Source organism: Actinomadura fulvescens (assembly GCF_039533225.1).
Lineage (GTDB): Bacteria > Actinomycetota > Actinomycetes > Streptosporangiales > Streptosporangiaceae > Spirillospora > Spirillospora fulvescens.
This window is the reverse complement of sequence record NZ_BAAATD010000005.1, coordinates 533,665-554,915: the sequence shown is the minus strand read 5'-3', so window position 1 is coordinate 554,915 and position 21,251 is coordinate 533,665. Positions and strand designations below refer to the sequence as shown.

At 70.7% G+C, this 21,251-nt stretch carries 17 protein-coding genes and 1 tRNA gene; 11 read left to right on the top strand and 7 right to left on the bottom strand.

Features of this window, described 5'->3' with window-relative positions; genetic code table 11:
• The first annotated feature begins 18 nt into the window (after nt 1-18).
• Nucleotides 19-600, top strand: coding sequence for a DUF501 domain-containing protein (locus ABD333_RS21590; RefSeq protein WP_344543527.1), 582 nt, complete (start codon nt 19-21; stop codon nt 598-600).
• Nucleotides 597-1,538 (top strand): Ppx/GppA phosphatase family protein, encoded by a 942-nt coding sequence (locus ABD333_RS21585; RefSeq protein ID WP_344543525.1) that lies wholly within the window; start codon nt 597-599, stop codon nt 1,536-1,538. Before ABD333_RS21590 ends, ABD333_RS21585 begins: the two co-directional genes overlap by 4 nt.
• A 22-nt stretch (nt 1,539-1,560) precedes the next feature.
• Here the strand turns inward: ABD333_RS21585 and ABD333_RS21580 are convergent, their stop codons facing one another.
• Entirely contained in the window at nt 1,561-2,310 is a 750-nt protein-coding gene (locus tag ABD333_RS21580; RefSeq protein ID WP_344543524.1) for a DUF2510 domain-containing protein, read from the bottom strand.
• A gap of 183 nt (nt 2,311-2,493) precedes the next feature.
• Here ABD333_RS21580 and ABD333_RS21575 point away from each other — a divergent pair, with 183 nt between their 5' ends.
• The 7 genes from ABD333_RS21575 to ABD333_RS21545 all read left to right on the top strand — a co-directional run bounded on the left by ABD333_RS21575 (nt 2,494) and on the right by ABD333_RS21545 (nt 8,940).
• Entirely contained in the window at nt 2,494-2,829 is a 336-nt protein-coding gene (locus ABD333_RS21575; RefSeq protein WP_344543522.1) for a PadR family transcriptional regulator, read from the top strand.
• Nucleotides 2,826-3,845 carry an HAAS signaling domain-containing protein gene (locus tag ABD333_RS21570; protein ID WP_344543521.1) on the top strand — a complete coding sequence of 340 codons (1,020 nt, stop codon included), beginning with the start codon at nt 2,826-2,828 and terminating at the stop codon, nt 3,843-3,845. The genes ABD333_RS21575 and ABD333_RS21570 overlap by 4 nt, the downstream gene beginning before the upstream one ends.
• A gap of 27 nt (nt 3,846-3,872) precedes the next feature.
• Entirely contained in the window at nt 3,873-4,691 is an 819-nt protein-coding gene (locus tag ABD333_RS21565) for a uracil-DNA glycosylase (RefSeq protein WP_344543519.1), read from the top strand.
• A 266-nt stretch (nt 4,692-4,957) separates the two neighbouring features.
• On the top strand, nt 4,958-6,307 hold the full coding sequence (locus ABD333_RS21560; RefSeq protein ID WP_344543518.1) for an NAD(P)/FAD-dependent oxidoreductase: 1,350 nt from the start codon (nt 4,958-4,960) through the stop codon (nt 6,305-6,307).
• Nucleotides 6,308-6,498: 191 nt separating this feature from the next.
• Nucleotides 6,499-7,782, top strand: coding sequence for a class I SAM-dependent methyltransferase (locus ABD333_RS21555; RefSeq protein WP_344543516.1), 1,284 nt, complete (start codon nt 6,499-6,501; stop codon nt 7,780-7,782).
• A gap of 161 nt (nt 7,783-7,943) precedes the next feature.
• Nucleotides 7,944-8,017, top strand: a tRNA-Leu gene (locus ABD333_RS21550).
• 137 nt (nt 8,018-8,154) lie between these two features.
• Nucleotides 8,155-8,940: a Bax inhibitor-1/YccA family protein gene (locus ABD333_RS21545; RefSeq protein ID WP_344543514.1), complete on the top strand. Its 786-nt coding sequence runs from the start codon at nt 8,155-8,157 to the stop codon at nt 8,938-8,940.
• A 187-nt stretch (nt 8,941-9,127) separates the two neighbouring features.
• Here the strand turns inward: ABD333_RS21545 and ABD333_RS21540 are convergent, their stop codons facing one another.
• The 4 genes from ABD333_RS21540 to ABD333_RS21525 form a co-directional block, all read right to left on the bottom strand.
• A complete protein-coding gene (locus ABD333_RS21540) occupies nt 9,128-9,355 on the bottom strand; it encodes a DUF4287 domain-containing protein (protein ID WP_151565633.1) in 228 nt (75 codons plus the stop codon).
• A 198-nt stretch (nt 9,356-9,553) separates the two neighbouring features.
• A complete protein-coding gene (locus ABD333_RS21535; RefSeq protein ID WP_344543510.1) occupies nt 9,554-10,774 on the bottom strand; it encodes an acetyl-CoA C-acetyltransferase in 1,221 nt (406 codons plus the stop codon).
• A gap of 195 nt (nt 10,775-10,969) precedes the next feature.
• Complete coding sequence (locus tag ABD333_RS21530) at nt 10,970-12,346, bottom strand: outer membrane protein assembly factor BamB family protein (protein WP_344543508.1); 1,377 nt, start codon at nt 12,344-12,346, stop codon at nt 10,970-10,972.
• 213 nt (nt 12,347-12,559) lie between these two features.
• Nucleotides 12,560-13,600 (bottom strand): SGNH/GDSL hydrolase family protein, encoded by a 1,041-nt coding sequence (locus ABD333_RS21525; protein WP_344543506.1) that lies wholly within the window; start codon nt 13,598-13,600, stop codon nt 12,560-12,562.
• A 187-nt stretch (nt 13,601-13,787) separates the two neighbouring features.
• On the opposite strand from ABD333_RS21525, the gene ABD333_RS21520 reads away from it, so the two are divergent.
• The gene (locus ABD333_RS21520; RefSeq protein ID WP_344543505.1) at nt 13,788-15,164 is read left to right on the top strand and encodes a cystathionine beta-synthase; all 1,377 of its coding nucleotides are present in this window, start codon (nt 13,788-13,790) and stop codon (nt 15,162-15,164) included.
• A 159-nt stretch (nt 15,165-15,323) separates the two neighbouring features.
• Here the strand turns inward: ABD333_RS21520 and ABD333_RS21515 are convergent, their stop codons facing one another.
• Complete coding sequence (locus ABD333_RS21515) at nt 15,324-17,492, bottom strand: MMPL family transporter (RefSeq protein WP_344543503.1); 2,169 nt, start codon at nt 17,490-17,492, stop codon at nt 15,324-15,326.
• A 201-nt stretch (nt 17,493-17,693) separates the two neighbouring features.
• Entirely contained in the window at nt 17,694-19,856 is a 2,163-nt protein-coding gene (locus ABD333_RS21510) for an MMPL family transporter (RefSeq protein WP_344543501.1), read from the bottom strand.
• Between the two features lie 165 nt (nt 19,857-20,021).
• Between ABD333_RS21510 and ABD333_RS21505 the strand changes: the two genes are divergently transcribed.
• Entirely contained in the window at nt 20,022-21,170 is a 1,149-nt protein-coding gene (locus ABD333_RS21505; RefSeq protein WP_344543500.1) for a cystathionine gamma-synthase, read from the top strand.
• Nucleotides 21,171-21,251 lie beyond the last annotated feature (81 nt).

The following is a 21,251-nucleotide window of genomic DNA, read 5'->3' as shown; positions in this document are numbered from 1 at the left end:
GCTCGGGTGGGGACGGAAATGATCAGCAGGACAGACGAGGCCGCGGTCGCGGCCCAGCTCGGCCGTGAGCCGCGCGGCATCCGGCGGGTGGCCTACCGGTGCCCGTGCGGCCTGCCCGCGGTGATCGAGACCTCGCCGCGGTTGCCCGACGGCACCCCGTTCCCCACGCTCTTCTACCTGACGTGCCCCAAGGCCGCCTCGGCCATCGGCACCCTCGAAGGCAGCGGGGTCATGCGGGAGATGCAGGACCGCCTCGCGCGCGATCCGTCCCTCAGGGCCAAGTACGCCGAGGCGCACGCCGACTATCTGCGCAGGCGCGACGAGGCGACGCGCGAGGACGGCGTCGAGCCGCTCCCGGCCGGCATGCAGAGCTCCGGCGGCATGCCCGAACGGGTCAAGTGCCTGCACGCCCTGGTCGGGCACGAGCTCGCGGTGCCCGGCGTCAATCCCTTCGGCCGCGAGGCACTGGACGCCCTGCCCGAGTGGTGGCGTTCGGGCCCGTGCGTCTGCGCGGACGCCCTATCCGACTCCAAACCCACGTCCGACCCCAAGCCCACGTCCGACCCAGAGTCCGAGGACGGCCCCGAGGAGGCCCAGTGACACGCGTTGCCGCGATCGACTGCGGGACCAACTCGGTCCGCCTCCTGATCGCCGACATCGTCGCCGACGGCGCGTCCGGCTCCGGCGGGACGCTGACCGACGTCGAACGGCGCATGGAGATCGTGCGGCTCGGGCAGGGAGTCGACAGGACCGGCAGGCTGGCGCCCGAGGCGCTCGACCGGACGTTCGCGGCGATGCGCGGATACGCCGAGCTCATCGAAGGCCACCGGGCCGAGAAGGTGCGCGTCGTCGCGACCAGCGCGACCCGCGACGCGGGCAACCGGGCCGACTTCGTCAGCGGCGTCGTCGACATCTTCGGCGTGGTGCCCGAGGTGATCAGCGGTGACGAGGAGGCCTCCCTCTCGTTCTTCGGCGCCACCCGCGAGCTGGCCGCGCTGCGTCCGGCCCGGCCCTACCTGGTGCTCGACATCGGCGGCGGGTCCACGGAGTTCGTGCTCGGCGGCGACACGGTCGACGCGGCCCGGTCGATGGACATCGGCTGCGTGCGCATGACCGAACGCCACCTCAGGGACGGCGATCCGCCGTCGCCCGACCAGATCACCGCCGCTGCCGCCGACATCGACACGGCGCTCGCCGAGGTCCGCCGTACCGTCCCGGTGGACGAGGCGCGCACCCTCGTCGGGCTGGCCGGCTCGGTCACCACGATCTCCGGGATCGCCCAGAACCTGCCGGAGTACGACCCCGAACGGATACACCTGTCGCGCATCACCGCCGGCCAGGTGCACGAGGTCACGCGCAACCTGCTGCACGCGACGCGGGCGGAGCGCGCCGCGATCGGCGTCATGCACCCGGGCCGGGTGGACGTCATCGGCGCCGGAGCCCTCATCCTGGACCGCGTCATGCGCGAGTACGGTTTCGGTGCCGTCGTGGTCAGCGAGCACGACATCCTCGACGGCATCGCCTGGTCGCTGGCCTGACCCCGCCTCGCTGCTCGGGGCCTCACTGCTTGAGGGCGGCGAGCAGGGCGGGGATGAGGACGGCGTTCGGGTTCTGCTGCGGCACGTACAGCACCGCGGCCGAGCCGCTCGCCTGCTGAATCCACACGCGGCCGTTCTCGATCGTCGCGCCGGAGATCGCCGTCCAGCTCAGCGAGACGCGGTTGCCGCGCACGCCGCCGGGGTGCACGGTCAGCCCCTGAGCCACGTCGATCGACTCGCCGCCGCGCACCTGCCGGGCGAGCTCGCCGACCAGCCGCGGCTCCACCAGCCGGCGGCAGGCCTCGACCAGCCGGAGCCAGATCTCCTCCTGCTCGACGACCACCTCGACCCGCGGTCCGCCGTGGAACGGATGACGGCCGACCTGGAAGATCCATTGAACGGCGGCGGGCTGCTGGCCGTATCCACCGGTGGGCACCGCCGCCCAGTAGGCGATCCACTCCACGTGTGCCCAGGCGAGTGAGGTGTTGCCGTAACCGACCAGCTGTTCGTCGGCATGCAGGTGGAGCCCCCGTACGTTGGCGTCGAGCGCCTGCGGAGCCGCCTGTTGCCCCCACCCCCCGGGTTGCTGCCCGTACTGCCCGTACTGCGCCTGCTGTTGCGGGGCGGGCTGCGGCTGTGGAGCTTGCTGCTGGACCGCCTGCCGGGGCGGCGTCGCCGGCTGGGGATTCAGGTTCTGTGTCCAGTTCTGCCCGTCCCACCAGCGCAGGCTGCCGCTGCCATAGGGGTCGGGGTACCAGCCCGGTTGCGACAAGGCATGCCTCCGCTCCGCACGGTGCGCCGGACACCCACCTCCCCGACCGGCAGCGCGAACCGCATCGTATCGAGCCGACCATGGCGGGCGATATGACTTGGCCACTGCGACGCGCGCCACATACGGCCGTTCCACCTGGGCATAGTGCGGTACTGCGTAATGCGTAGTACTCTCTACCGCATTATGGACACCACCCAGCTGCTCAAGGGCGTACTCGACCTCGCGGTGCTGGCCGTCCTCGACCGCAGCGACAGTTACGGCTACGACGTGGTCAGACGGCTGCGCGACGCCGGGCTCGACGACGTCGGCGACGCCTCGGTGTACGGCACGCTCCGCCGGCTCTTCAAGGCGGGGGCGCTCAACTCCTATGTCGTCCCCTCCGAGGAGGGGCCGCACCGCAAGTACTACGGCCTGAACGAGGCGGGCCGCACCCAGCTCGCCCGGTCCGCCAAGACCTGGGCCGCCTTCGCCCACACGATGAACGACCTGCTGGACGACGTCGACAAGGGGACGCCATGAGCTCGCCGATCGAGAGACAGGAAGAGATCGCGCGGTACGCCCAGGACGTGTGGGCCGCCCTCGCCGACGTTCCCGAGGACGACCGGGCCGAGCTGCTGGAGGACCTGGAAGATCATCTCGCCGAGGTGGCCGCCGAGTCGGACGAGCCGCTCGCCGCCCGCCTGGGCACTCCGGCGCAGTACGCCACCGAGCTCCGCAGCGCCTACGGCGCCGGGGCGGTGAAGACCCGCCGGTCGGCGCGCGAGACCGTCCTCGGGGCTCTCGATTCGGTGGAGTCCCGGCTCCGCGAGAAGGCCGACGGCTCGCATACCTACCGGCACCTTTGGGATTTCCTCAAGGAGTTCCGGCCGGTGTGGTGGCTGGTGCGGGCCTGGGCCGCGGCCCTGTTGCTCTGGCGGTTCCTGGACGACGACTGGCACGCGCGCCCGTGGGACACGTTCCAGTGGGTGACGTTGATCGTCTTCGTGGTGGCCTCGGTGGCGCTCGGGCGCTGGTCGCGCGGTCGCCGGGACGCGTCGCTGCGGGTCATGACCGTCGCGCTCAACGGCGTGGCCGTCCTTCTGCTGGTCAGCCTGTACACGCACCTGGGGTTCGCTCAGATGGCGTTGGCGAACGTCAGCCAGGAGACGGTGCCCGAGAACAACACCGTCGCGTCGCCGAACATTGCGAACATCTACCCGTACTCCAAGGACGGCAAGCCGCTCAAGGACGTCCTGCTCTACGACCAGGACGGCCGCCCCGTGCAGCTCGACTACCAGTCGCGGGGCTACGAGCTGCGGCGTTGCGGCGGTCCGCCGCCGATCGCCAACTCCTACCCGCTTCCGCTCCACCTCAGCGACTCCGCTCCCGGCGGCGCGTGGCACGCGGAGGAACCCTGGAGCGAGGGGCCCGACCCGGAAGCCATTTGCACGCCCGGCAACGCGGCACCCCGGCCCACCATCAGCCCGGCCCCCAGCCTCACCCCGACTTCCAGCCCCACCCCGACGCCCACTCCCACCCCCACCCCGACTCGCTGATCCGAGGGACATGCGAGGATCGTTCGCATGTCCAACGCGCCCTTCGTACCGCCGGGAACAGGGTGGCCCGAAGACCCCGCCAGCCCGGACACGCCCGTCGCGCACGACGCGCCGCAGGTGGCCGAGCTGGCGGAGAAGGCACCCGATTTGGCCGAGCTGTGCGCGCGCCAGTCGGTGTGCCGCGCCTGCGACCGCCTGGTCGAATGGCGCGAGCGGGTGGCCGTCGAACGGCGCCGGGCGTTCTCGCACGAGGAGTACTGGGGCCGCCCGATCGCCGGCTGGGGCGAGGACGAGCCGCGGATCCTGCTGATCGGGCTGGCCCCGGCGGCGCACGGCGGCAACCGGACGGGGCGCGTCTTCACCGGGGACCGGTCGGGCGACTGGCTGTTCGCCTCGCTCTACCGGGTCGGCCTCGCCGCCAAGCCCACCAGCGTGCACGCGGGGGACGGCCAGCGGCTGATCGGCGCGCGGATGGTGGCCACCGTGCGCTGCGCGCCCCCGGACAACAAGCCGACGCCCGCCGAACGCCTGACCTGCCAGCCCTGGCTGACCCGCGAGATCGCGATGGTGGCGCCGAGCGTGCGGGCCCTGGTGATGCTCGGCGGCTACGCCTGGCAGGGCGCGTGGCCCGCGCTGAGGCAGGCCGGCTACGTGCTGCCGAGGCCCCGGCCGTCCTTCGGACACGGGGTGGAGATCGAGATCACCTCCCCGGCCGGCCGCCCGGTGGCGATGATCGGGACGTACCATCCCAGCCAGCAGAACACTTTCACCGGCAGGGTCACCGAGGCGATGCTCGACGCCGTCTTCGCCCGGGCCCGCACGCTGGCCGGGCTCGGCGCTCCCTAGCGCCCCGGCCGCCAGGAGGTCGAACGGCGGGGCAGGGCCGTGGCCAAGCGGGCGGAGCGGTCGTACGTACCCCCGCGATCCGCTCCAGCCGCTTGGCGCCCCCGTCGGGCCCTGTCCCGCCGCCGTTCTTGCGATACATCCAGTGAGATGCCGGAGATGGCGAAGATGTTCGCCGCGATGCGCGATTACTGATGTCGTGATCGTCCGCTGGATCCCCACTGGGTGACGTCGTGGCAGATTCGGGTACTGCTCCGGATATGCCAGCTATGCGTACCTCGGACAACGCCAGGAAGATCCTTATCGTCGGCGGCGGCTACGTCGGCATGTACGCCGCGCTGCGCCTGCAGAAGAAACTGCGCGGGGACCTGCGGCGCGGCGACGTAACGATCACCGTGGTGGATCCGCAGTCCTATATGACCTACCAGCCGTTCCTGCCGGAGGCCGCGGCCGGCAACATCGAGCCGCGGCACGTGGTGACGCCGCTGCGCAAGGTCCTCAAACGCTGCACGATCGTGAACGGGCACGTCACCAGGATCGACCACGCCGAACGCCGGGTGACCGTACGGCCCGCCGGGGCCGCGCTGGCGGGGGAGAGGCTGCGGGAGTTCGGCTACGACCACCTCGTCGTGGCCGCGGGCTCGATCTCCCGGACGATGCCGATCCCCGGCCTCGCCGACTGCGGCATCGGGTTCAAGACCGTCGAAGAGGCGATCTTCCTGCGCAACCACGTGCTGCACCAGCTGGACATCGCGTCCTCGATCGACGACGAGAAGGCCCGCCGCAGGGCGCTGACCTTCGTTTTCGTCGGCGGCGGCTTCGCGGGGGTGGAGGCGCTCGCCGAGCTTGAGGACATGTCCCGCGACGCGGTCAAGTGGTACCCGACCATCGACCAGAGCGAGCTGCGCTGGATGCTGATCGAGGCCGCCGACCGGATCCTGCCGGAGGTCGGCCCCGAGATGGGACGGTGGACGGTCGAGGCCCTGCGGCGACGCGGCATCGAGGTACGGCTCAAGACGATGCTCAAGTCCGCCGAGAAGCGCCACCTCGTGCTGAGCGACGGCGAGGAGTTCGACGCCGGCACGCTGGTGTGGACGGCCGGGGTCAAGCCCAACCCGGTCGTCCGCGACAGCGACCTGCCGATCGACGACAAGGGGCGTGTCAAGGCGACCGCCGAGCTGACCGTGGAGGGCCTCGACGGGGCCTACACGGCGGGCGACAACGCGGCCGTGCCCGACCTCACCAAGCCCGGCGAGTTCACCGCCCCGAACGCCCAGCACGCGGTGCGCCAGGCCAAGGTGCTCGCCGACAACATCGTGCGTGACCTGCGGGAAAAGCCCCGCAAGCCGTACCGGCACGCCTATGTCGGCTCGGTGGCCGGGCTGGGCCTGCACAAGGGTGTGGCGAATGTTTACGGCCTCAAGCTGAAGGGTGTGCTCGCCTGGTTCATGCACCGCACATACCATCTGTCTCGGGTGCCGACGGTCAACCGCAAGATGCGCGTCACCGCGGACTGGACGCTCGCGCTGTTCTTCCGGCGCGAGATCGTCTCGCTCGGCGCGATGGAGCGGCCCCGGCGGGAGTTCGAGCTCGCGGCCGGACGGCGCCCGGACGACTAGGGTGTGTCTCGAAGTCGGCGCCCGTAGCGAGCGGCGTCCAGGTGCGTGCATCGCGGGGGCGGAGGAGGGAGTCGGCCCGGGTTTGGCCGTCGACTGACGACAACTCCGTGAGGTGCGCACCTGGGCGTCGCGTAGTAGGGCAGCTGGCTTTGAGACACGCCCGAGCCCGAGGCTGAGAGGAGGCACGCGTCGTGCAGGACGGTGTGGCCTCCCGGCTCGCCCCGCTGCTCACCAAGATCATGCTCGGTGCCGAGGACGGTGACGGCCCGGCGGCTGCCGCCGACCTGCCGATCCGGGTCCGCGCCTGGGACGGCAGCACGATCGGCCCCGCCACCGCGCCCGCGTTCGTCATCCGGCACCGGCGGGCGCTGCGCCGGCTGTTGTGGAAGCCCGGCGAGATGGGGCTCGCCCGCGCCTACGTCGCCGGTGAGCTGGACATCGAGGGTGACGTCTTCGCTGCGCTCGGCGCCGTGCAGCGGGTCATGCGCATCGGCGACGAGCCGATCCGGCTCAGTACCGACGACAAGCGCGAGATCGTCCGTACCGCGGTGACGCTCGGCGCCGTGGGCCCGGAGCCCAAGCCGCCGCCCGAGGAGTTCCGGTCAGGCCGGCGCGGGGCCGGCGACGGAGCGCCGCTGGAGGCCGCCCCGGAGTTCTTCGCCCGGCTGTTCGGCGCCGGGATGGCGCACGGCACCGGGGCATGGGACGGCGCGGTGGATCTCCAGGGGGCGCAGCGGGCCGCGTTCGACTCGGTGGCCGAACGGCTCGGCCTGTTCCCCGGCGCCCGCGTGCTCGATCTCAACTGCGCCTGGGGTGCCCTCGCGTGCCACCTGGCCGAGCAGTACCGCGTGCGCGTCGTCGGCCTCACCCGTTCGCCGGTGCAGGTCGAACACGTCCGCGAACGGGCCGCCGCCGCGGGGCTGGCCGACCGCGTCGAACCACGCGACCGCGATCTCGCCGCCGCGGGCGGCGGGCCGTACGACGCGATCGTGGGGCTGGCGGGCCTGGAGGCGCTGGGCCGGGACATGCCCCGGCTCTACGAACTGCTGGCCCCCGGCGGCCGGCTGCTGATCCAGGAACCCGTGCGGCGGCCCGGCCCGCACCAGATCCGGCGGACGTTCACGACCAGCTACATGTTCCCCGAGGACGGCGAACTGCGCCCGCTCGGTGAGCTCGTCGCCGAGGTGGAGGCGGCCGGGCTGGAGGTGCGCGGCGTGACCGCGCTGCGCGAGCACCACGCCCGGACGCTGCGCGCGTGGGCGGCCAACCTCCAGCGGCACTGGGCCGAATGCGCAGAGCTCGCGGGGGCCGGCCGGGCGAGGGTGTGGCTGCTCTATCTCGCCGCCTCCGCGCTGGCGTGCGAGAGCGGCCGGGTCGGCGTCCACGAGATCTGCGCGATTCGCCGTGATCGCGATGGCCGCGCGGGCGCCACGATGGTCGAGGCGTTCACGGTCCATGCGGATGGCGCGCCGTAGCGGACGTATCGCTCCCCATTTTGCATCCCTGTCCTTATTTCAGCGTTCTGTCCCGGCTCGGGGCGTCTGGCCTGAAATGGGGTGCGGATTCGGTGGAAAAGGGGGGCTCGGCCGGACAGTGTGCAGGTGGGACTGGGAATGAGCCTGGGTATGATTGCGCCGCCCCTGTGGCCCAACGGCAGAGGCAGGCTCCCTAAAAGAGCCTCAGGTGTCGGTTCAAATCCGACCGGGGGCACGATCGCGGCCGGCGTCCTTTCCGCGGGCGCCGGCCGCCGCGCAGGTCCCGATACCGAGCCGTCACGATGCGGAGGCACCGCGATACGCCCGCAGCCTTTAGGATGATCTGACAGGTAAGCCTGAGTGGAGGCAGCAATGGAGAGCAGGAACCCGGCGTTCCGGGGCAATGCCTTCGGTGGGCAGGGGGGCGGCTACGGCGCGCCGCCTCCGCAGCAGCTCCAGGACATGTACGACGCGCCGTCCTACGCGCCCCCGAGCCAGCGGACGATGACCTACGACGACGTCGTCATCCGTGGCTTCATGAGCCTGGGCACCCTGGTGCTCACCGGTGCGCTGACCTGGGCGTTCGTGCCGGTGCAGACCGCGCTGGCCATCGCGGTGGTCGCCTTCCTGATGCAGCTCGGCATCGGCCTGTTCATCAGCTTCTCGGGCAAGGCCAACGCGCCGCTGGTGCTGGTGTTCTCGGCCGTCTACGGTGTCGGCGTCGGCGCGGTCAGCCACTACTACGAGACGCTCTACGCGGGGATCGTCTTCCAGGCGGTCATCGGCACCGCGCTCGCGTTCGCCGCGGTCCTCGCGGTGCACTCGCTGAAGATCATCCGAGTGACGCCCAAGCTGGCCCGGTTCGTGTGCGCGGCAGGGCTGGCGCTCGTCGCCCTCATGCTCGTCAACCTGGTCGTCGGGATCTTCAACGACTCCGGCATCGGGATCCGCGACAACGGCCCGCTCGGCATCGCGTTCAGCGTGATCGCCATCCTGGTCGGCTGCTTCTTCCTGCTGCTGGACTTCGACTCCATCGAGCAGGGCGTGCGTGCGGGCGCGCCGGAGAAGTTCGCCTGGTTCTGCGCCTTCGGGCTCACGCTGAGCCTCGTGTGGATCTACCTGGAGATCCTGCGACTGCTCTCGTACTTCCGCGAGTAACGACCCCGGAACATGACTCGCCCCCTGCCGGAGCCGATCCGGCAGGGGGCGAATCAGTTGCGGGATCTCTGCGCCGAAGTCGCGTCGCGTAGCGGTGCGACGGCGGAGATCGTCCGTCGGCGGGATCCCGCGAAGTCGTCGGGGGGGGGTGCCGCGCTCCCGGCGTCGTGGCCGGCGCGGCGGTCAGTCAGTAGTGGCGCGCCCGGCGGGTGCGCTCGTGCTCGCGGACCAGTGCGGCCGCGTAGCCGTGCGAGAGCCCGTGCTCGTCGGCGAGCCAGTTGCAGCGCTCCTCGCAGCGGAGGAAGGCCGGTCCGTTCTCGATGGCGGTGAACCACTCGGGGATGTCACGTCCTGTGACTTGCGGGATGCGGGCTATCAGCTTGCTGTGCGTCTCCGGCGAGTGGTTCAAAGACAATTGGCACCTCCAGGAAGCGGGGCTCTTCCTGCCGACTCTGCAACAGCGGGCAGGATGTGACAACCCCCTAACGGGGACCTATCCGTTACGTAACGTAGATCATTCATTAGGTGACGATCGTTCATATAAAAAGTAAGGAAGCTGCAGAAACGACGGCGGCCCGCGCGTTCGCGCGGCCCGTCGTTGTTCGGAGCTGGGTCAGCTGAGGCGCTCCAGCACCATCGCCATGCCCTGGCCGCCGCCCACGCACATGGTCTCCAGACCGAACTGCTTGTCGTGGAACTGCAGCGAGTTGATCAGCGTGGAGGTGATGCGGGCGCCGGTCATGCCGAACGGGTGGCCGACCGCGATGGCGCCGCCGTTGACGTTCAGCTTGTCGAGGTCGACGCCGAGGTCCTGCGCGGACGGCAGCACCTGCGCGGCGAACGCCTCGTTGATCTCGACCAGGTCGATGTCGTCGATGGTCAGCCCCGCCAGGGCCAGCGCGCGCTGGGAGGCGCCCACCGGGCCGAGGCCCATGATCTCGGGGGACAGGCCGGTGACGCCGGTCGAGACGATGCGGGCCAGCGGCGTGATGCCGAGCTCGGCGGCCTTGGTGTCGCTCATGATGATGACCGCGGCGGCGCCGTCGTTCAGCGGGCAGCAGTTGCCGGCGGTGACGGTGCCGTCGGGGCGGAACACCGGCTGAAGCTGCGACACCTTGTCGTAGGTGGTGCCGGGCCGCGGGCCGTCGTCCTTGGACACGACCGTGCCGTCGGGCAGGGTGGCGGGGGTGATGTCCTTCTCCCAGAACCCGTTGGCGAGGGCCTTTTCGGCGAGGTTCTGCGAGCGGACGCCGAACTCGTCCTGGGCCTGGCGGCTCACGCTGCGGATGCCCGCGACGTTCTCGGCGGTCTGGCCCATCGCGATGTAGACGTCGGGCAGCGCCCCGTCCTCGCGCGGGTCGTGCCAGAGGCCGGCGCCGCCCTCGGCCGTCTTGGCGGTACGGGCCTCGGCGTCGGAGAACAGCGGGTTCTGGGTGTCGGGCAGGCCGTCGCTGCTGCCCTTGGCGAAGCGGCTGACCATCTCGACGCCCGCCGAGATGATGACGTCGGCCTCGCCCGCCTTGATCGCGTGCAGCGCCATCCGGGAGGTCTGCAGCGAGGAGGAGCAGTAGCGGGTGATCGTCGCGCCGGGCACGCTGTCCCAGCCGAGCAGCGTGGCGACCACCTTGGCCTGGTTGTAGCCCTGCTCGCCGCCGGGCAGGCCACAGCCGAGCAGCAGGTCGTCGATCTGGCTCGGGTCGAGCTGCGGCACCTTGGCCATGGCCGCGGTGATCATCTGGGCGGTGAGGTCGTCCGGGCGCAGGTCCTTCAGCGAACCCTTGAAGGCGCGGCCGATCGGCGAGCGCGCGGTGGCGACGATGACTGCCTCGGGCATGTCGGATCTCCCTGTCTGAGCGGCCGGTGGCTGTCCCGGCGACGGTGTTACTCACCGGTCACTAAGCAATCTAGCCGCTGCCGGGGCGGGCGTACACGGCGGGGCCCGGAGCTTATGGACGGTGAGTCCAATAAGTGCGCGCTTGCTCACACCGGAGACAACTTTGCCCCTCCGCGCCCCGGTCCCGCCGCCGGATCAGAAGCCGTACATGCCGGGCGTCGTGCCCTTGGCGTCCTTGACCGCGTGCAGGACGCCGCGTTCGTCCCGCCAGACGCGCCACCCGTCGACGGCTCCGGTGTACCACCCGGGCGGCGGGCCCGCCTGGCCGATCTTCTGGCCGGTGGCCAGGTCGTACGCGCACAGCGGCGCGACCGGATAGAAGCCGCGCTGACCGGTGATCTTCAGCTCGGCCGGGTCGACCGTGCAGAACGACCAGGCGCGCGTGCCCTTGGTCTTCGCCTGGGCCGAGGTGCGCAGATCGTAGGCAGAGCCGGCCCGCCCCTGCGACAGGAAGCCGAGCCGGGACAGGTCGGCGGGGAAGGCCAGCCACCAGGCGGATTTGGGCGCCCTGTCCGCGGAGATCGTGCCGGTCGTCCGTCCCGTCCGCGGGTCGAGCTGTTCGAAGCCGCCGTAGCCGCCCGCCGCGGTGACCTGACGGGTGATCAACGCGACGGCCGGGTTGGCGCTGGGGTAGACGCGCAGCAGGCGCTTGCGGACCCAGATCGGCTTGCCGGTCGCCATGTTGAGGCCGAAGAAGCCGAACGCGGACAGCGACCGGCCCTTGCGCTGCTGGTAGGGGGCCACGTAACCGACGAGGACGTCACCGAGCGAGCCGAACGCCCAGCCGCCGGAGAGGTTGACGCCCGCGCCGACGGCGCGTTCGACCGGGAAGGTCCACAGCGTCCTGCCGGTCGCCAGGTCGCGGGCCTCCAGCGTCGGATGCTCGGCCATCCGGAACAGCACGACCGTCGTGGGGCCGGCCCACTCGACCTCGGCGATGCCGGCCGTCTTCCACAGCTGCCTGCCGCTCGCCGCGGGGTCGAGCACGACGAACCGGGCGTTCTTGCGGGCGGTGAACTCCGAGAGGCAGAGGTAGGCGCCGCAGCGCACCGGGCCGAACGTCGAGTCCACCGGGCGCACCCACTTCTGCGCGCCGGTACGGGCGTCACGGGCGACCAGCGTCGCCTTCCACCTGCCGGTCTTCTGCGGTTCGAGCGAGACCACGACGCCGTGTCCCTCGGCTCCGGCCACCGCGGGCGGCTGGACGCCCATCCCGGACAGCCGGCCGACCATCGTGGCCGGGCGTGACCACAGCTTGCGGCCCTTGGACAGGTCGAACACCGACGTCTCCAGCGAGCCGTCGGGGCGCAGCCCCGTCACGGCGGTGACACCCGCGCCCGCGACGGGACGGCTCACGGTGTTGACGCCCTTGCCGGACCAGCCCTGCGCGGCCGCGGCGCCGCTCGCGCCCGGGCCGCTGGAGCACCCCGCCGCCCCCAGCAGGAGCGCCGCCATGGCCAGGTGTGCCGTGGCGGTCGCGGAACGTGGTCGTTGTCGGGTGTGCGAGGCCATGGGGGTAGCTCCTCAGCGAGCGCGATGGATGACAGTGCCGGCCGTCACCGAATCGGAGAACGACGGCACGGCCTGCCGCGAACCGGCTGCCAGGCCCCGAGGCGCGCCTGCGGCATGCCCCCGCCCGTCGCCGCAACAACAGAACGTAACAGAGGCACTACAGATCCGGAGCCGTTTCCGGCACCCTGCGATCCGGCGCGGGCAGGACCGGGGTCAGGCGGCGCCCGCGGTGCCCGGGACGACGCCGTCGCCGGACGACGCGTCCTCCACGTCCTCGTCGGCGATCGGGTCGCGGCGGCGGCGCAGGAGCGTGGCCCAGGCGCCGCGCGGCCCGCGTGCGCGGCCGGCGACGCTGGTGCCCGCGACCTCGGTGCCGGGCTCTTCGGCCGCCTCGGCGGCGGCCAGGTAGACCGGCAGCACGCCTTCGCCGTGCCGGGGATCGGGCAGCGCTTCGGGATCGGTGTCGAGGTCGAGCGCGGCGGCCATCGAGGGCAGCAGCGCCATCGCCGCCGCGGCGTAGCCGTGCGCGGAGGGGTGGTAGCGGTCGTCGCTGAACATCGCGAGCGGGTCGGCGGCGAACTCGCGGCCGAGGAGGTCGCCGAGTGAGACCGACCGGGCGCCGCGTTCGACCACGGCGATCGTCTGGGCCGCGGCGAGCTGGCGGCTGGCACGGCGCGCGATCCACCGCAGCGGCTGCATGAGGGGCTTGACCGAGCCCAGGTCGGGACACGTGCCCACGACGACCTCGCAGCCCGCGGCGCGCAGGCGTTCGACGGCGGCGGCCAGATGGCGGACGGACTCGGCGGCGGGCACGCGCCCGGTGACGTCGTTCGCGCCGATCATGATGACGGCGATCTCGGGCTCCGCCTCCAGCGCGCGGGCGACCTGTTCGGCCAGCGCCTCCGACCGGGAGCCCGACTTGGCGACGTTCGTCAGCCACACCGGGCGGGCGGCGATCGCCGACAGCCCGGCGGCCAGCAGGGCGGCGGGCGTCTCGTCCGGCTCGTCCACGCCGAGCCCGGCCGCGGTCGAGTCGCCGAGCACGACGAAGGAGATGGGCTCGCCGGGCAGCCGGCCGCCGTAGAGGTCGTCGGCGCGGGGCGGTTCGCCGTACGGCGTGGCCTGGATGATCCGGCGGGCCATCTTGGCCTCCATGACGATCAACCCGAACGTCATCCCGCCCAGCGCGGTGATCCCGCCTCCCCCGTACGCGGCCGCGGTCGCGATGCGCCGCGCGGTCAACGCTCTCAGCATCGTCGCTTACCCTCCGTCATGACAAGGGTGTACCCCGTAGGACCGAGGCTGCCCCCGGCGGCCGATGTGGGCTACCGTCGGAAACTGGAATCTATCCGAATGCGCATCCTGCTTCGCCGCAGTACACCCGAAGTACACACGGCCTGAACGTGGATGCAAACCTGTTGAAACCCGACAAGGACGTCGCGTGCACGTACATGATTCGCTCGTCGAGCTGATGGGCAACACACCGCTCGTCCGGTTGCGCAAGGTGACCGGCGACCAGGCGCCGCAGGTGCTGGCCAAGGTCGAGTACTTCAACCCCGGCGGTTCGGTGAAGGACCGCATCGCGGTCCGGATGATCGACGCCGCCGAGGCCTCGGGAGAGCTCCGGCCGGGCGGCACGATCGTCGAGCCGACCTCGGGCAACACCGGGGTGGGCCTGGCCATCGTCGCCCAGGAGCGCGGCTACCGCTGCGTCTTCGTCTGCCCTGACAAGGTCGCCAAGGACAAGATCGACGTGCTGCGGGCGTACGGGGCCGAGGTGGTCATCTGCCCGACAGCGGTCTCGCCGGAGCACCCGGACTCCTACTACTCGGTCTCGGACCGGCTCGCGGCCGAGATCCCCGGTGCCTGGAAGCCCAACCAGTACACCAACCCCAACAACCCGCGCTCGCACTACGAGACGACGGGGCCGGAGCTCTGGGAGCAGACCGAGGGGCGGATCACGCACTTCGTCGCCGGCATCGGCACCGGCGGCACCATCAGCGGTACCGGCAAGTACCTCAAGGAGGTCTCCGGCGGCCGAGTGAAGATCATCGGAGCCGACCCGGAGGGGTCGGTCTACTCCGGCGGCAGCGGCCGTCCCTACCTCACCGAGGGCGTCGGCGAGGACATCTGGCCGGAGACCTACGACCGGGACATCTGCGACGAGGTCATCGCCGTCTCCGACCGCGACTCGTTCGTCATGACGCGGCGGCTGGCCCGTGAGGAGGGCCTGCTGGTCGGCGGCTCCTGCGGGATGGCGGTCGTCGCCGCGCTGCGGGTCGCCGCCGCGGCGGAGCCGGACGCGGTGATCGTGGTGCTGCTGCCGGACGGCGGCCGGGGCTACCTGTCGAAGATCTTCAACGACGAGTGGATGGCCGACTACGGCTTCCTCGCGCCGTCCACCGAGGAGACCCCGGTGGGCGAGGTGCTCACCCGCAAGGGCGGCACGTTGCCGGAGTTCGTGCACGTCCACCCGCACGAGAGCGTGCAGACCGCGATCGCGATCATGCGCGAGTACGGGGTGTCGCAGCTCCCGGTGATGAAGGAGGAGCCGCCGGTCATGGCGGCCGAGGTCGTCGGCTCCATCGTCGAGAGCGACCTGCTCGACGTGCTGGTCAAGGACCGGGCGCGGCTGTCGGACCCGCTGGAGGCTCACATGTCCGCGCCGCTGCCGACGCTCGGCTCCGGCGAGCCGGTGAGCAAGGCCGTCGAGGTCCTGGAGAAGGCCGGCGGCGCGGTCGTCCTCGTGGACGGCAAGCCCAAGGGCCTCATCACCCGGCAGGACGTCCTCGCCTTCCTCGCGGCCGGCTCGTCCTGACCCACCCTCCTGGCCGCGGGTCGTTCCCGACCTGGGCGTGAACGCGGCGAAGCGCCGGAGATCCGAGCCGATCTCCGGCGCTTCGCCTTCTCATGAAGTTGAATTGCGGCGTGGGGTCGTGGGCGGCTATTTCAGACCTCCACGCCGCAATCCAACGCTTTAGGAGCGGTAACCCGAGGGGACGAAGTCCTCGCGGGTCTCGCCCGGACCCTGGGCGTCCGGCGCGGCCTTCTTGGGGTCGGCGCCGTGGCCGGGCCACCAGGCCGCGCGGCCCAGCAGCGCGGTGATGCCGGGCACCAGGAAGATGGCCATCACGAAGGCCGACAGCGCGATGCCCATCGCGATGGAGCCGCCCATCTGCTGGAGCATCGTGACCTTCGCCACCAGCATCACCGAGAAGGTGGCCGCCAGGACGAGCCCGGCCGCGGCGACGGTCGGGCCGCCGTGCTGGACCGCCAGGGCCGCGGCCTTGCGCGGCTCGTGGCCTGCCTTGGCCTCCTCGCGCAGTCGCGCGGTCATCAGGATGTTGTAGTCGGTCCCGATGGCCAGCACGAACAGGTACAACATGATCGGCAGGTGGAAGATCTCACCGGGCTGCCCCATCGCGCCCTGGAAGACGAACACCGCCGAGCCCATCGTCGCGGCGAAGCCGAGGAGCACGATCGGCACCAGGTAGAGCGGTGCGACCACCGACCGCAGCAGGACGAGCAGGATCAGCGCGATCAGCACGCCCGCGATCGGGAGGATCACTGACAGGTCGCGGTTGACGACCTTGTTGATGTCACCGTAGATCGCGGTGGTGCCGCCCACCAGCATCTTGGTTCCGGCCGGGGCGATGTCGTGCGCGGCCGGCCGCAGATCGTCCTTGACCAGTTCGATCGAGGCGTTGCTGTTCGGGTTCTTCTTGAGCAGCAGGTCGATCTGGACCACCTTGCCGCCCGGGGCCTCCTGCGCCGGCTGGACGCCGCCCACGCCCGGCAGTGACTTGGCCTGCTGGCTGAAGGCGGTCACCTTGTCCTTGGCGATCGGCTGCCCGTCGGTGGACTCCAGGTAGACCTGGACCGGCTGGGTCAGGCCGGGCGGGAAGCCCTTCTGCATCTCCTTCGCGGCCTGGGCCGACTCGGTGTCCTGCGGGAAGCTCGCCTGGAAGTCGTAGTCGGCCTTGAACCCGAACGCACCGAGGGCCAGGACGACCAGCAGGGCACCGGAACCGAGGGCGACGAGCGCGGGGCGCTTGCCGACCATCCGGCCCATCCCGGTCGCGAGCGTGGCCTTGGGCTCCTTCTTCCAGGACTTCGACGGCCAGAAGATGGCCGTGCCCAGCAGCGAGATGAGCGCCGGGAACAGGGTCAGCGACGTGATGCCCATGACGATCACGGCGATGGCCAGCGAGGGGCCCCACGCGGAGAAGATGCCGAACGCGGCGAACATCAGCACCAGGAACGTCACCGCGATGGCGGCCGCGGCGGAGGTGATGACCTCGCCCACCCGCTCGACCGTGGTGATCATCGCGGTCTTCTTGTCGTCGCCCGCCCGCAGCCGTTCGCGGAAGCGGAACAGCAGGAACAGGTAGTAGTCCGCGCCGATGCCGAACAGCACGATCGTCAAGATGATCTGCAGGCTGTCGTCACCGGAGAAGTCCAGCAGTTTGGACGCCGCGCCGATCACCTTCATCGTCACGATCTCGGTGGCGATGATGACCAGGATCGGCAGGATCGCGGCGATCGGCGCCCGGAAGATCAGCAGGATCAGGGCGATGATCAGAACGAACGTGCCACCGGTGACGAGCGCCATGGACTGCGTGAAGGAGTCCTCGTTGTCCACCCAGCCCGCGGTGTCGCCACCGATCTTGGCGGTGAGGTCGCCGCCCAGAGCACCGGGCAGGTCCTTACGCATGTTCTTGATCGCTTCGCCCTGATCCTTCTGGGCGTTCTGGTCCGTGCCCTTCAGCGCCACGTTGATCAGCTGGAAGCCCTGGTTGGGCGCCACGCTCTCCGCGTTGGTCTGCAGGCCCACCACGCGCGGGTACTTCTTGGCGGTCAGCGTCTGCGCGACCTGTGTGATCTTGGTGCTGTCGGCCGGGGTGATCTTCGCGCCGTCGGCCCGCTTGACCACGACGAACGCGGTGGCGTCCGCGGCCTGCGGGAACGACTTCTCGGCCAGCTTCGCGGCCTGGATGGACTCGTATTTGGCGGGCAGGAAGTCCGCCTGGTCAGATTTCGTTTCGATACTCGGGGCGAGAGCCACGATGGCGACGGCGGCGACGACCCACGCCAAGATCGTCCACCACGGGTGTCTCACGACGAACCGCGCGAGCCGTGAAAACATGCAGATTCCTTCAGAGAGTGATTTATCCAGCGATACTGGTCAACCGTATGGAACGTTCTCCCATTTGTGGTCACCCTGAGCGCCGAACTATCACCTGATACCTCCGGGGGAGGATCTCCTCCTCCAGGAGGGTGGACCTAGGTCCACCCTCCTGCTGTCGGACCTCTTCCGATCAGGCATGACGCCCTTCGCGGGCGGGCGTCAGGGCTGCCTGGCGTGCCGTCCGGAGTGGGCGAGCCGGTCCTCCAGCGGATCCCGGCCCGGGCGCACCGGCGGCTCGTCGCCGTGACCGGGCCACCACGCCTTGTGCCCGAGCAGCGCGGTGAGCGCGGGCACCAGGAAGATCGAGATCACGAACGCCGACAACACGATCCCGATCGCCACCGAGAAGCCGATCTGCTGGAGCATCGAGACCTTCGCCAGCATCATCACCGAGAAGGTCCCGGCGAGGATGAGGCCGGCCGCGGCGACGGTCGGCCCGCCGTGCTCGACGGCCAGCGCGGCGGCCCGGCGCGGGTCGTTCCCCTCCTTCGCCTCCTCCCGCAGCCGCGCGGTCAGCAGAATGTTGTAGTCGGTGCCGATCGCCAGCACGAACAGGTAGAGGATCGTCGGCAGCTGGAAAGTGATCCCGGGCTCGCCCAGTGCGCCCTGGAACGTGTAGACCGCCGCGCCCAGCGTCGCCGCGAAGCCGAGCAGCACCACCGCGACCAGGTAGACCGGCGCCACCAGGCTGCGCAACAGCAGGGCCAGGATGAGGGCGATGAGCAACGCCGCCACGGGCAGGATCACCGACAGGTCGCGGTTCATGACGTTGTTGATGTCGGCGAACGTCGAGGTCTCACCGCCGACATAGGCGCGGGTACCGGGCGGCGCCGCCTTGTGCACCGCGTCCCGCAGGTCGCCGCGCACCAGCTCGATCGACTCCGCCGACAGCGGGTTCTGCTTGAGCAGCAGGTCGACGCTCGCCACCGACCGGTCGGCCTTGCTGCTCTGCGGTTGCTGGACGCGGCCCACGCCGGGCACGCCCTTGGCCTTCGCGCTGAACGAGGACACCTGCGCCGCGGAGATCGGCTGCCCGTCGGTGCGCTTGAGGTAGACGGTGACCGGCGTCGTCAGCCCGGGCGGGAAACCCTTCTCCATGTCCTTGCCGGCCTGCGCCGACTCGGTGTCCTGCGGGAACCCGGCGAAGAAGTCGTTGTTGCTCTTGAACGAGAACACCCCGGCCGCCAGGCCCACCAGCAGCGCGCCGGAGACCAGGGCGACCAGCGCGGGGCGCCGCCCGACCAGCCGGCCGAGCGCCGCGGCGCTGGTGCCCTTGGGCTGGCGCCGCCAGGCCTTCGACGGCCAGAACACGGCGGTGCCGAGCAGCGAGACGATCGCCGGGACCAGCGTGAGCGAGGTGATCGCCATGACGACGACGGCGATCGCCAGCGCCGGGCCCATCGGGCCGAAGCCGCCGAACGCGGCCAGCAGCATCACCAGGAACGCGACCGCGACGGCCCCCGCGGCCGAGAAGATGACCTCGCCGACCCGCTCCATCGACACGATCATCGCGGTCTTCTTGTCGTCGCCCGCCCGCAGCCGTTCGCGGAAGCGGAAGAGCAGGAACAGGATGTAGTCGGTGCCGATGCCGAACAGCACGATCAGCATGATGATGCCGAGGTCGTCACCCACCTCCCAGCCGAAGGCGTTCGCCGCGAACGCGATCAGCCCGTTCACCACCTGCATCGTCGCGGTGATCACCAGCAGCGGCAGCAGCGCGGCCAGCGGTGCCCGGAAGATCAGCAGGATCAGCCCGATGATCAGGATGAACGTCGCGATCCCGACGACCTCGAACGACTGCTCGAACGACTTCTCGTTGTCGACCCACGCGGCGACATTGCCGCCGATCTTGGCCTCCAGGCCGCTGCCCGCCAGCTGGGCGGGAAGCTGGCCGCGCACCTCCTTGACCGCCGCGCTCATCTTGTCGTCGTCGTCACCGATCATCGGCATGCCGATGAGCTGGACGGCCTTGTTGGGCGCGATGGTGTCGGGTCCGGTGGTGTAGGCGCGGACCACCGCGGGTTTGCGGGCCGTCAGCGCCGTGGCCGTCTGCGCGATCCTGGCGCTGTCGGCCGCCGAGAGCGGCGCGCCGTCGGCGCGCTTCATCACGATGAGCGCCGATTCCTCGTCCTGCTGCGGGAACGCCCGGTCAGCGATCTTCGCCGCCTGGATCGACTCGTACTTGGACGGGAGGAAGTCGGACGTGTCGTCCTGGGTCTTGATTTCGGGCGCCGTCATGATGACCGCGGCGGCGGCGACCAGCCAGGCCAGGATCGTCCACCACGGATGTCTGACGACGACGCGCGCGAGCCATGCGAACATGCGTCTTTCCTTCAGCTGAGATGTATGGGGGAATGCTGAAGACGCTAAAGATCAGATTTCTCGTTGTGGTCCCGCTGCGAAGCCAACCCCGGCCTGATACCTGCGGGGTGGATCCGGCGGATCCCTCGTCCTCGGGTAGCGCACCGGGTGGGTAGCCTCGTGCTCATGGACAACGACGTTCACCACGGGTTCGAGACGCTGGCCATCCACGCGGGGCAGGAGGCCGACCCGACGACGGGTGCGGTCGTCCCCCCGATCTACCAGGTCTCCACGTACAAGCAGGACGGCGTCGGCGGGCTGCGCGGCGGCTACGAGTACTCGCGGTCGGCCAACCCGACCCGGACGGCGCTGGAGACCTGCCTGGCCGAGATAGAGGGCGGAGTACGCGGCCTGGCGTTCGCGTCCGGACTCGCCGCTGAGGACGCGCTGCTGCGTACGGTGCTCAAGCCCGGTGACCACGTCGTCATCCCTAACGACGCGTACGGCGGCACCTACCGGCTGTTCGCGAAGGTCGCCGAGCCGTGGGGCGTGACGTTCGACCCGGTACCGCTGAACGACGTCGCCGCCCTCCGCGCGGCGATCCGCCCGGAGACGAAGCTCGTCTGGATCGAGACGCCGACCAACCCGCTGCTGGGCATCGCCGACATCGCCGCGCTGGCCTCCGTCGCCCACGACGCCGGGGCACTGCTGGCCGTGGACAACACGTTCGCCTCGCCCTACCTCCAGCAGCCCCTGGCCCTCGGCGCCGACGTGGTCGTGCACTCCACCACCAAGTACATCGGCGGCCACTCCGACGTGGTCGGCGGCGCGCTGATCGTCGCCGACCCCGGGCTCGGCGAGCGGCTCACCTTCCACCAGAACGCGATGGGCGCGGTCGCGGGCCCGTTCGACGCGTGGCTGACCCTGCGCGGCATCAAGACCCTGGCCGTTCGGATGGACCGGCACTGCGCCAACGCCGAGGCCGTCGCCGGCATGCTGAGCCGCCACCCGGCGGTCACCGAGGTCCTCTACCCGGGGCTGCCCGGCCACCCGGGCCACGACACGGCCGCCAAGCAGATGAAGGCCTTCGGGGGCATGGTGTCGTTCCGGATGGCCTCCGAGGAGGCGGCCGTCCGCGTCTGCGAGCGCACCAAGCTGTTCACGCTCGGCGAGTCGCTGGGCGGCGTGGAGTCGCTGATCGAGCATCCGGGCCGCATGACGCACGCCTCGGCCGTCGGCTCGCCGCTGGAGGTCCCCGGCGACCTCGTCCGCCTCTCGGTCGGCATCGAGAACGTCGACGACCTCCTCCGCGATCTGGACCGGGCCCTCGCCTGAGCCCCGCGCTCCCCGGTATCCGTGGGGTTCCGGGGGCCATGGGGGTGATCAAGGCTTTATGATGTGCGCGCCAGGTTCCGC

Excerpts from the sequence above, each read along its gene's own strand:
- ABD333_RS21590 (WP_344543527.1), top strand. The coding sequence starts at position 19 with ATGATCAGCAGGACAGACGAGGCCGCGGTCGCGGCCCAGCTCGGCCGT.
- ABD333_RS21575 (WP_344543522.1), top strand. The coding sequence starts at position 2,494 with ATGGACACCACCCAGCTGCTCAAGGGCGTACTCGACCTCGCGGTGCTG.
- ABD333_RS21570 (WP_344543521.1), top strand. The coding sequence starts at position 2,826 with ATGAGCTCGCCGATCGAGAGACAGGAAGAGATCGCGCGGTACGCCCAG.
- ABD333_RS21565 (WP_344543519.1), top strand. The coding sequence starts at position 3,873 with ATGTCCAACGCGCCCTTCGTACCGCCGGGAACAGGGTGGCCCGAAGAC.
- ABD333_RS21560 (WP_344543518.1), top strand. The coding sequence starts at position 4,958 with ATGCGTACCTCGGACAACGCCAGGAAGATCCTTATCGTCGGCGGCGGC.
- ABD333_RS21545 (WP_344543514.1), top strand. The coding sequence starts at position 8,155 with ATGGAGAGCAGGAACCCGGCGTTCCGGGGCAATGCCTTCGGTGGGCAG.
- ABD333_RS21535 (WP_344543510.1), bottom strand. The coding sequence starts at position 10,774 with ATGCCCGAGGCAGTCATCGTCGCCACCGCGCGCTCGCCGATCGGCCGC.
- ABD333_RS21530 (WP_344543508.1), bottom strand. The coding sequence starts at position 12,346 with ATGGCCTCGCACACCCGACAACGACCACGTTCCGCGACCGCCACGGCA.
- ABD333_RS21525 (WP_344543506.1), bottom strand. The coding sequence starts at position 13,600 with ATGCTGAGAGCGTTGACCGCGCGGCGCATCGCGACCGCGGCCGCGTAC.
- ABD333_RS21515 (WP_344543503.1), bottom strand. The coding sequence starts at position 17,492 with ATGTTTTCACGGCTCGCGCGGTTCGTCGTGAGACACCCGTGGTGGACG.
- ABD333_RS21510 (WP_344543501.1), bottom strand. The coding sequence starts at position 19,856 with ATGTTCGCATGGCTCGCGCGCGTCGTCGTCAGACATCCGTGGTGGACG.
- ABD333_RS21505 (WP_344543500.1), top strand. The coding sequence starts at position 20,022 with ATGGACAACGACGTTCACCACGGGTTCGAGACGCTGGCCATCCACGCG.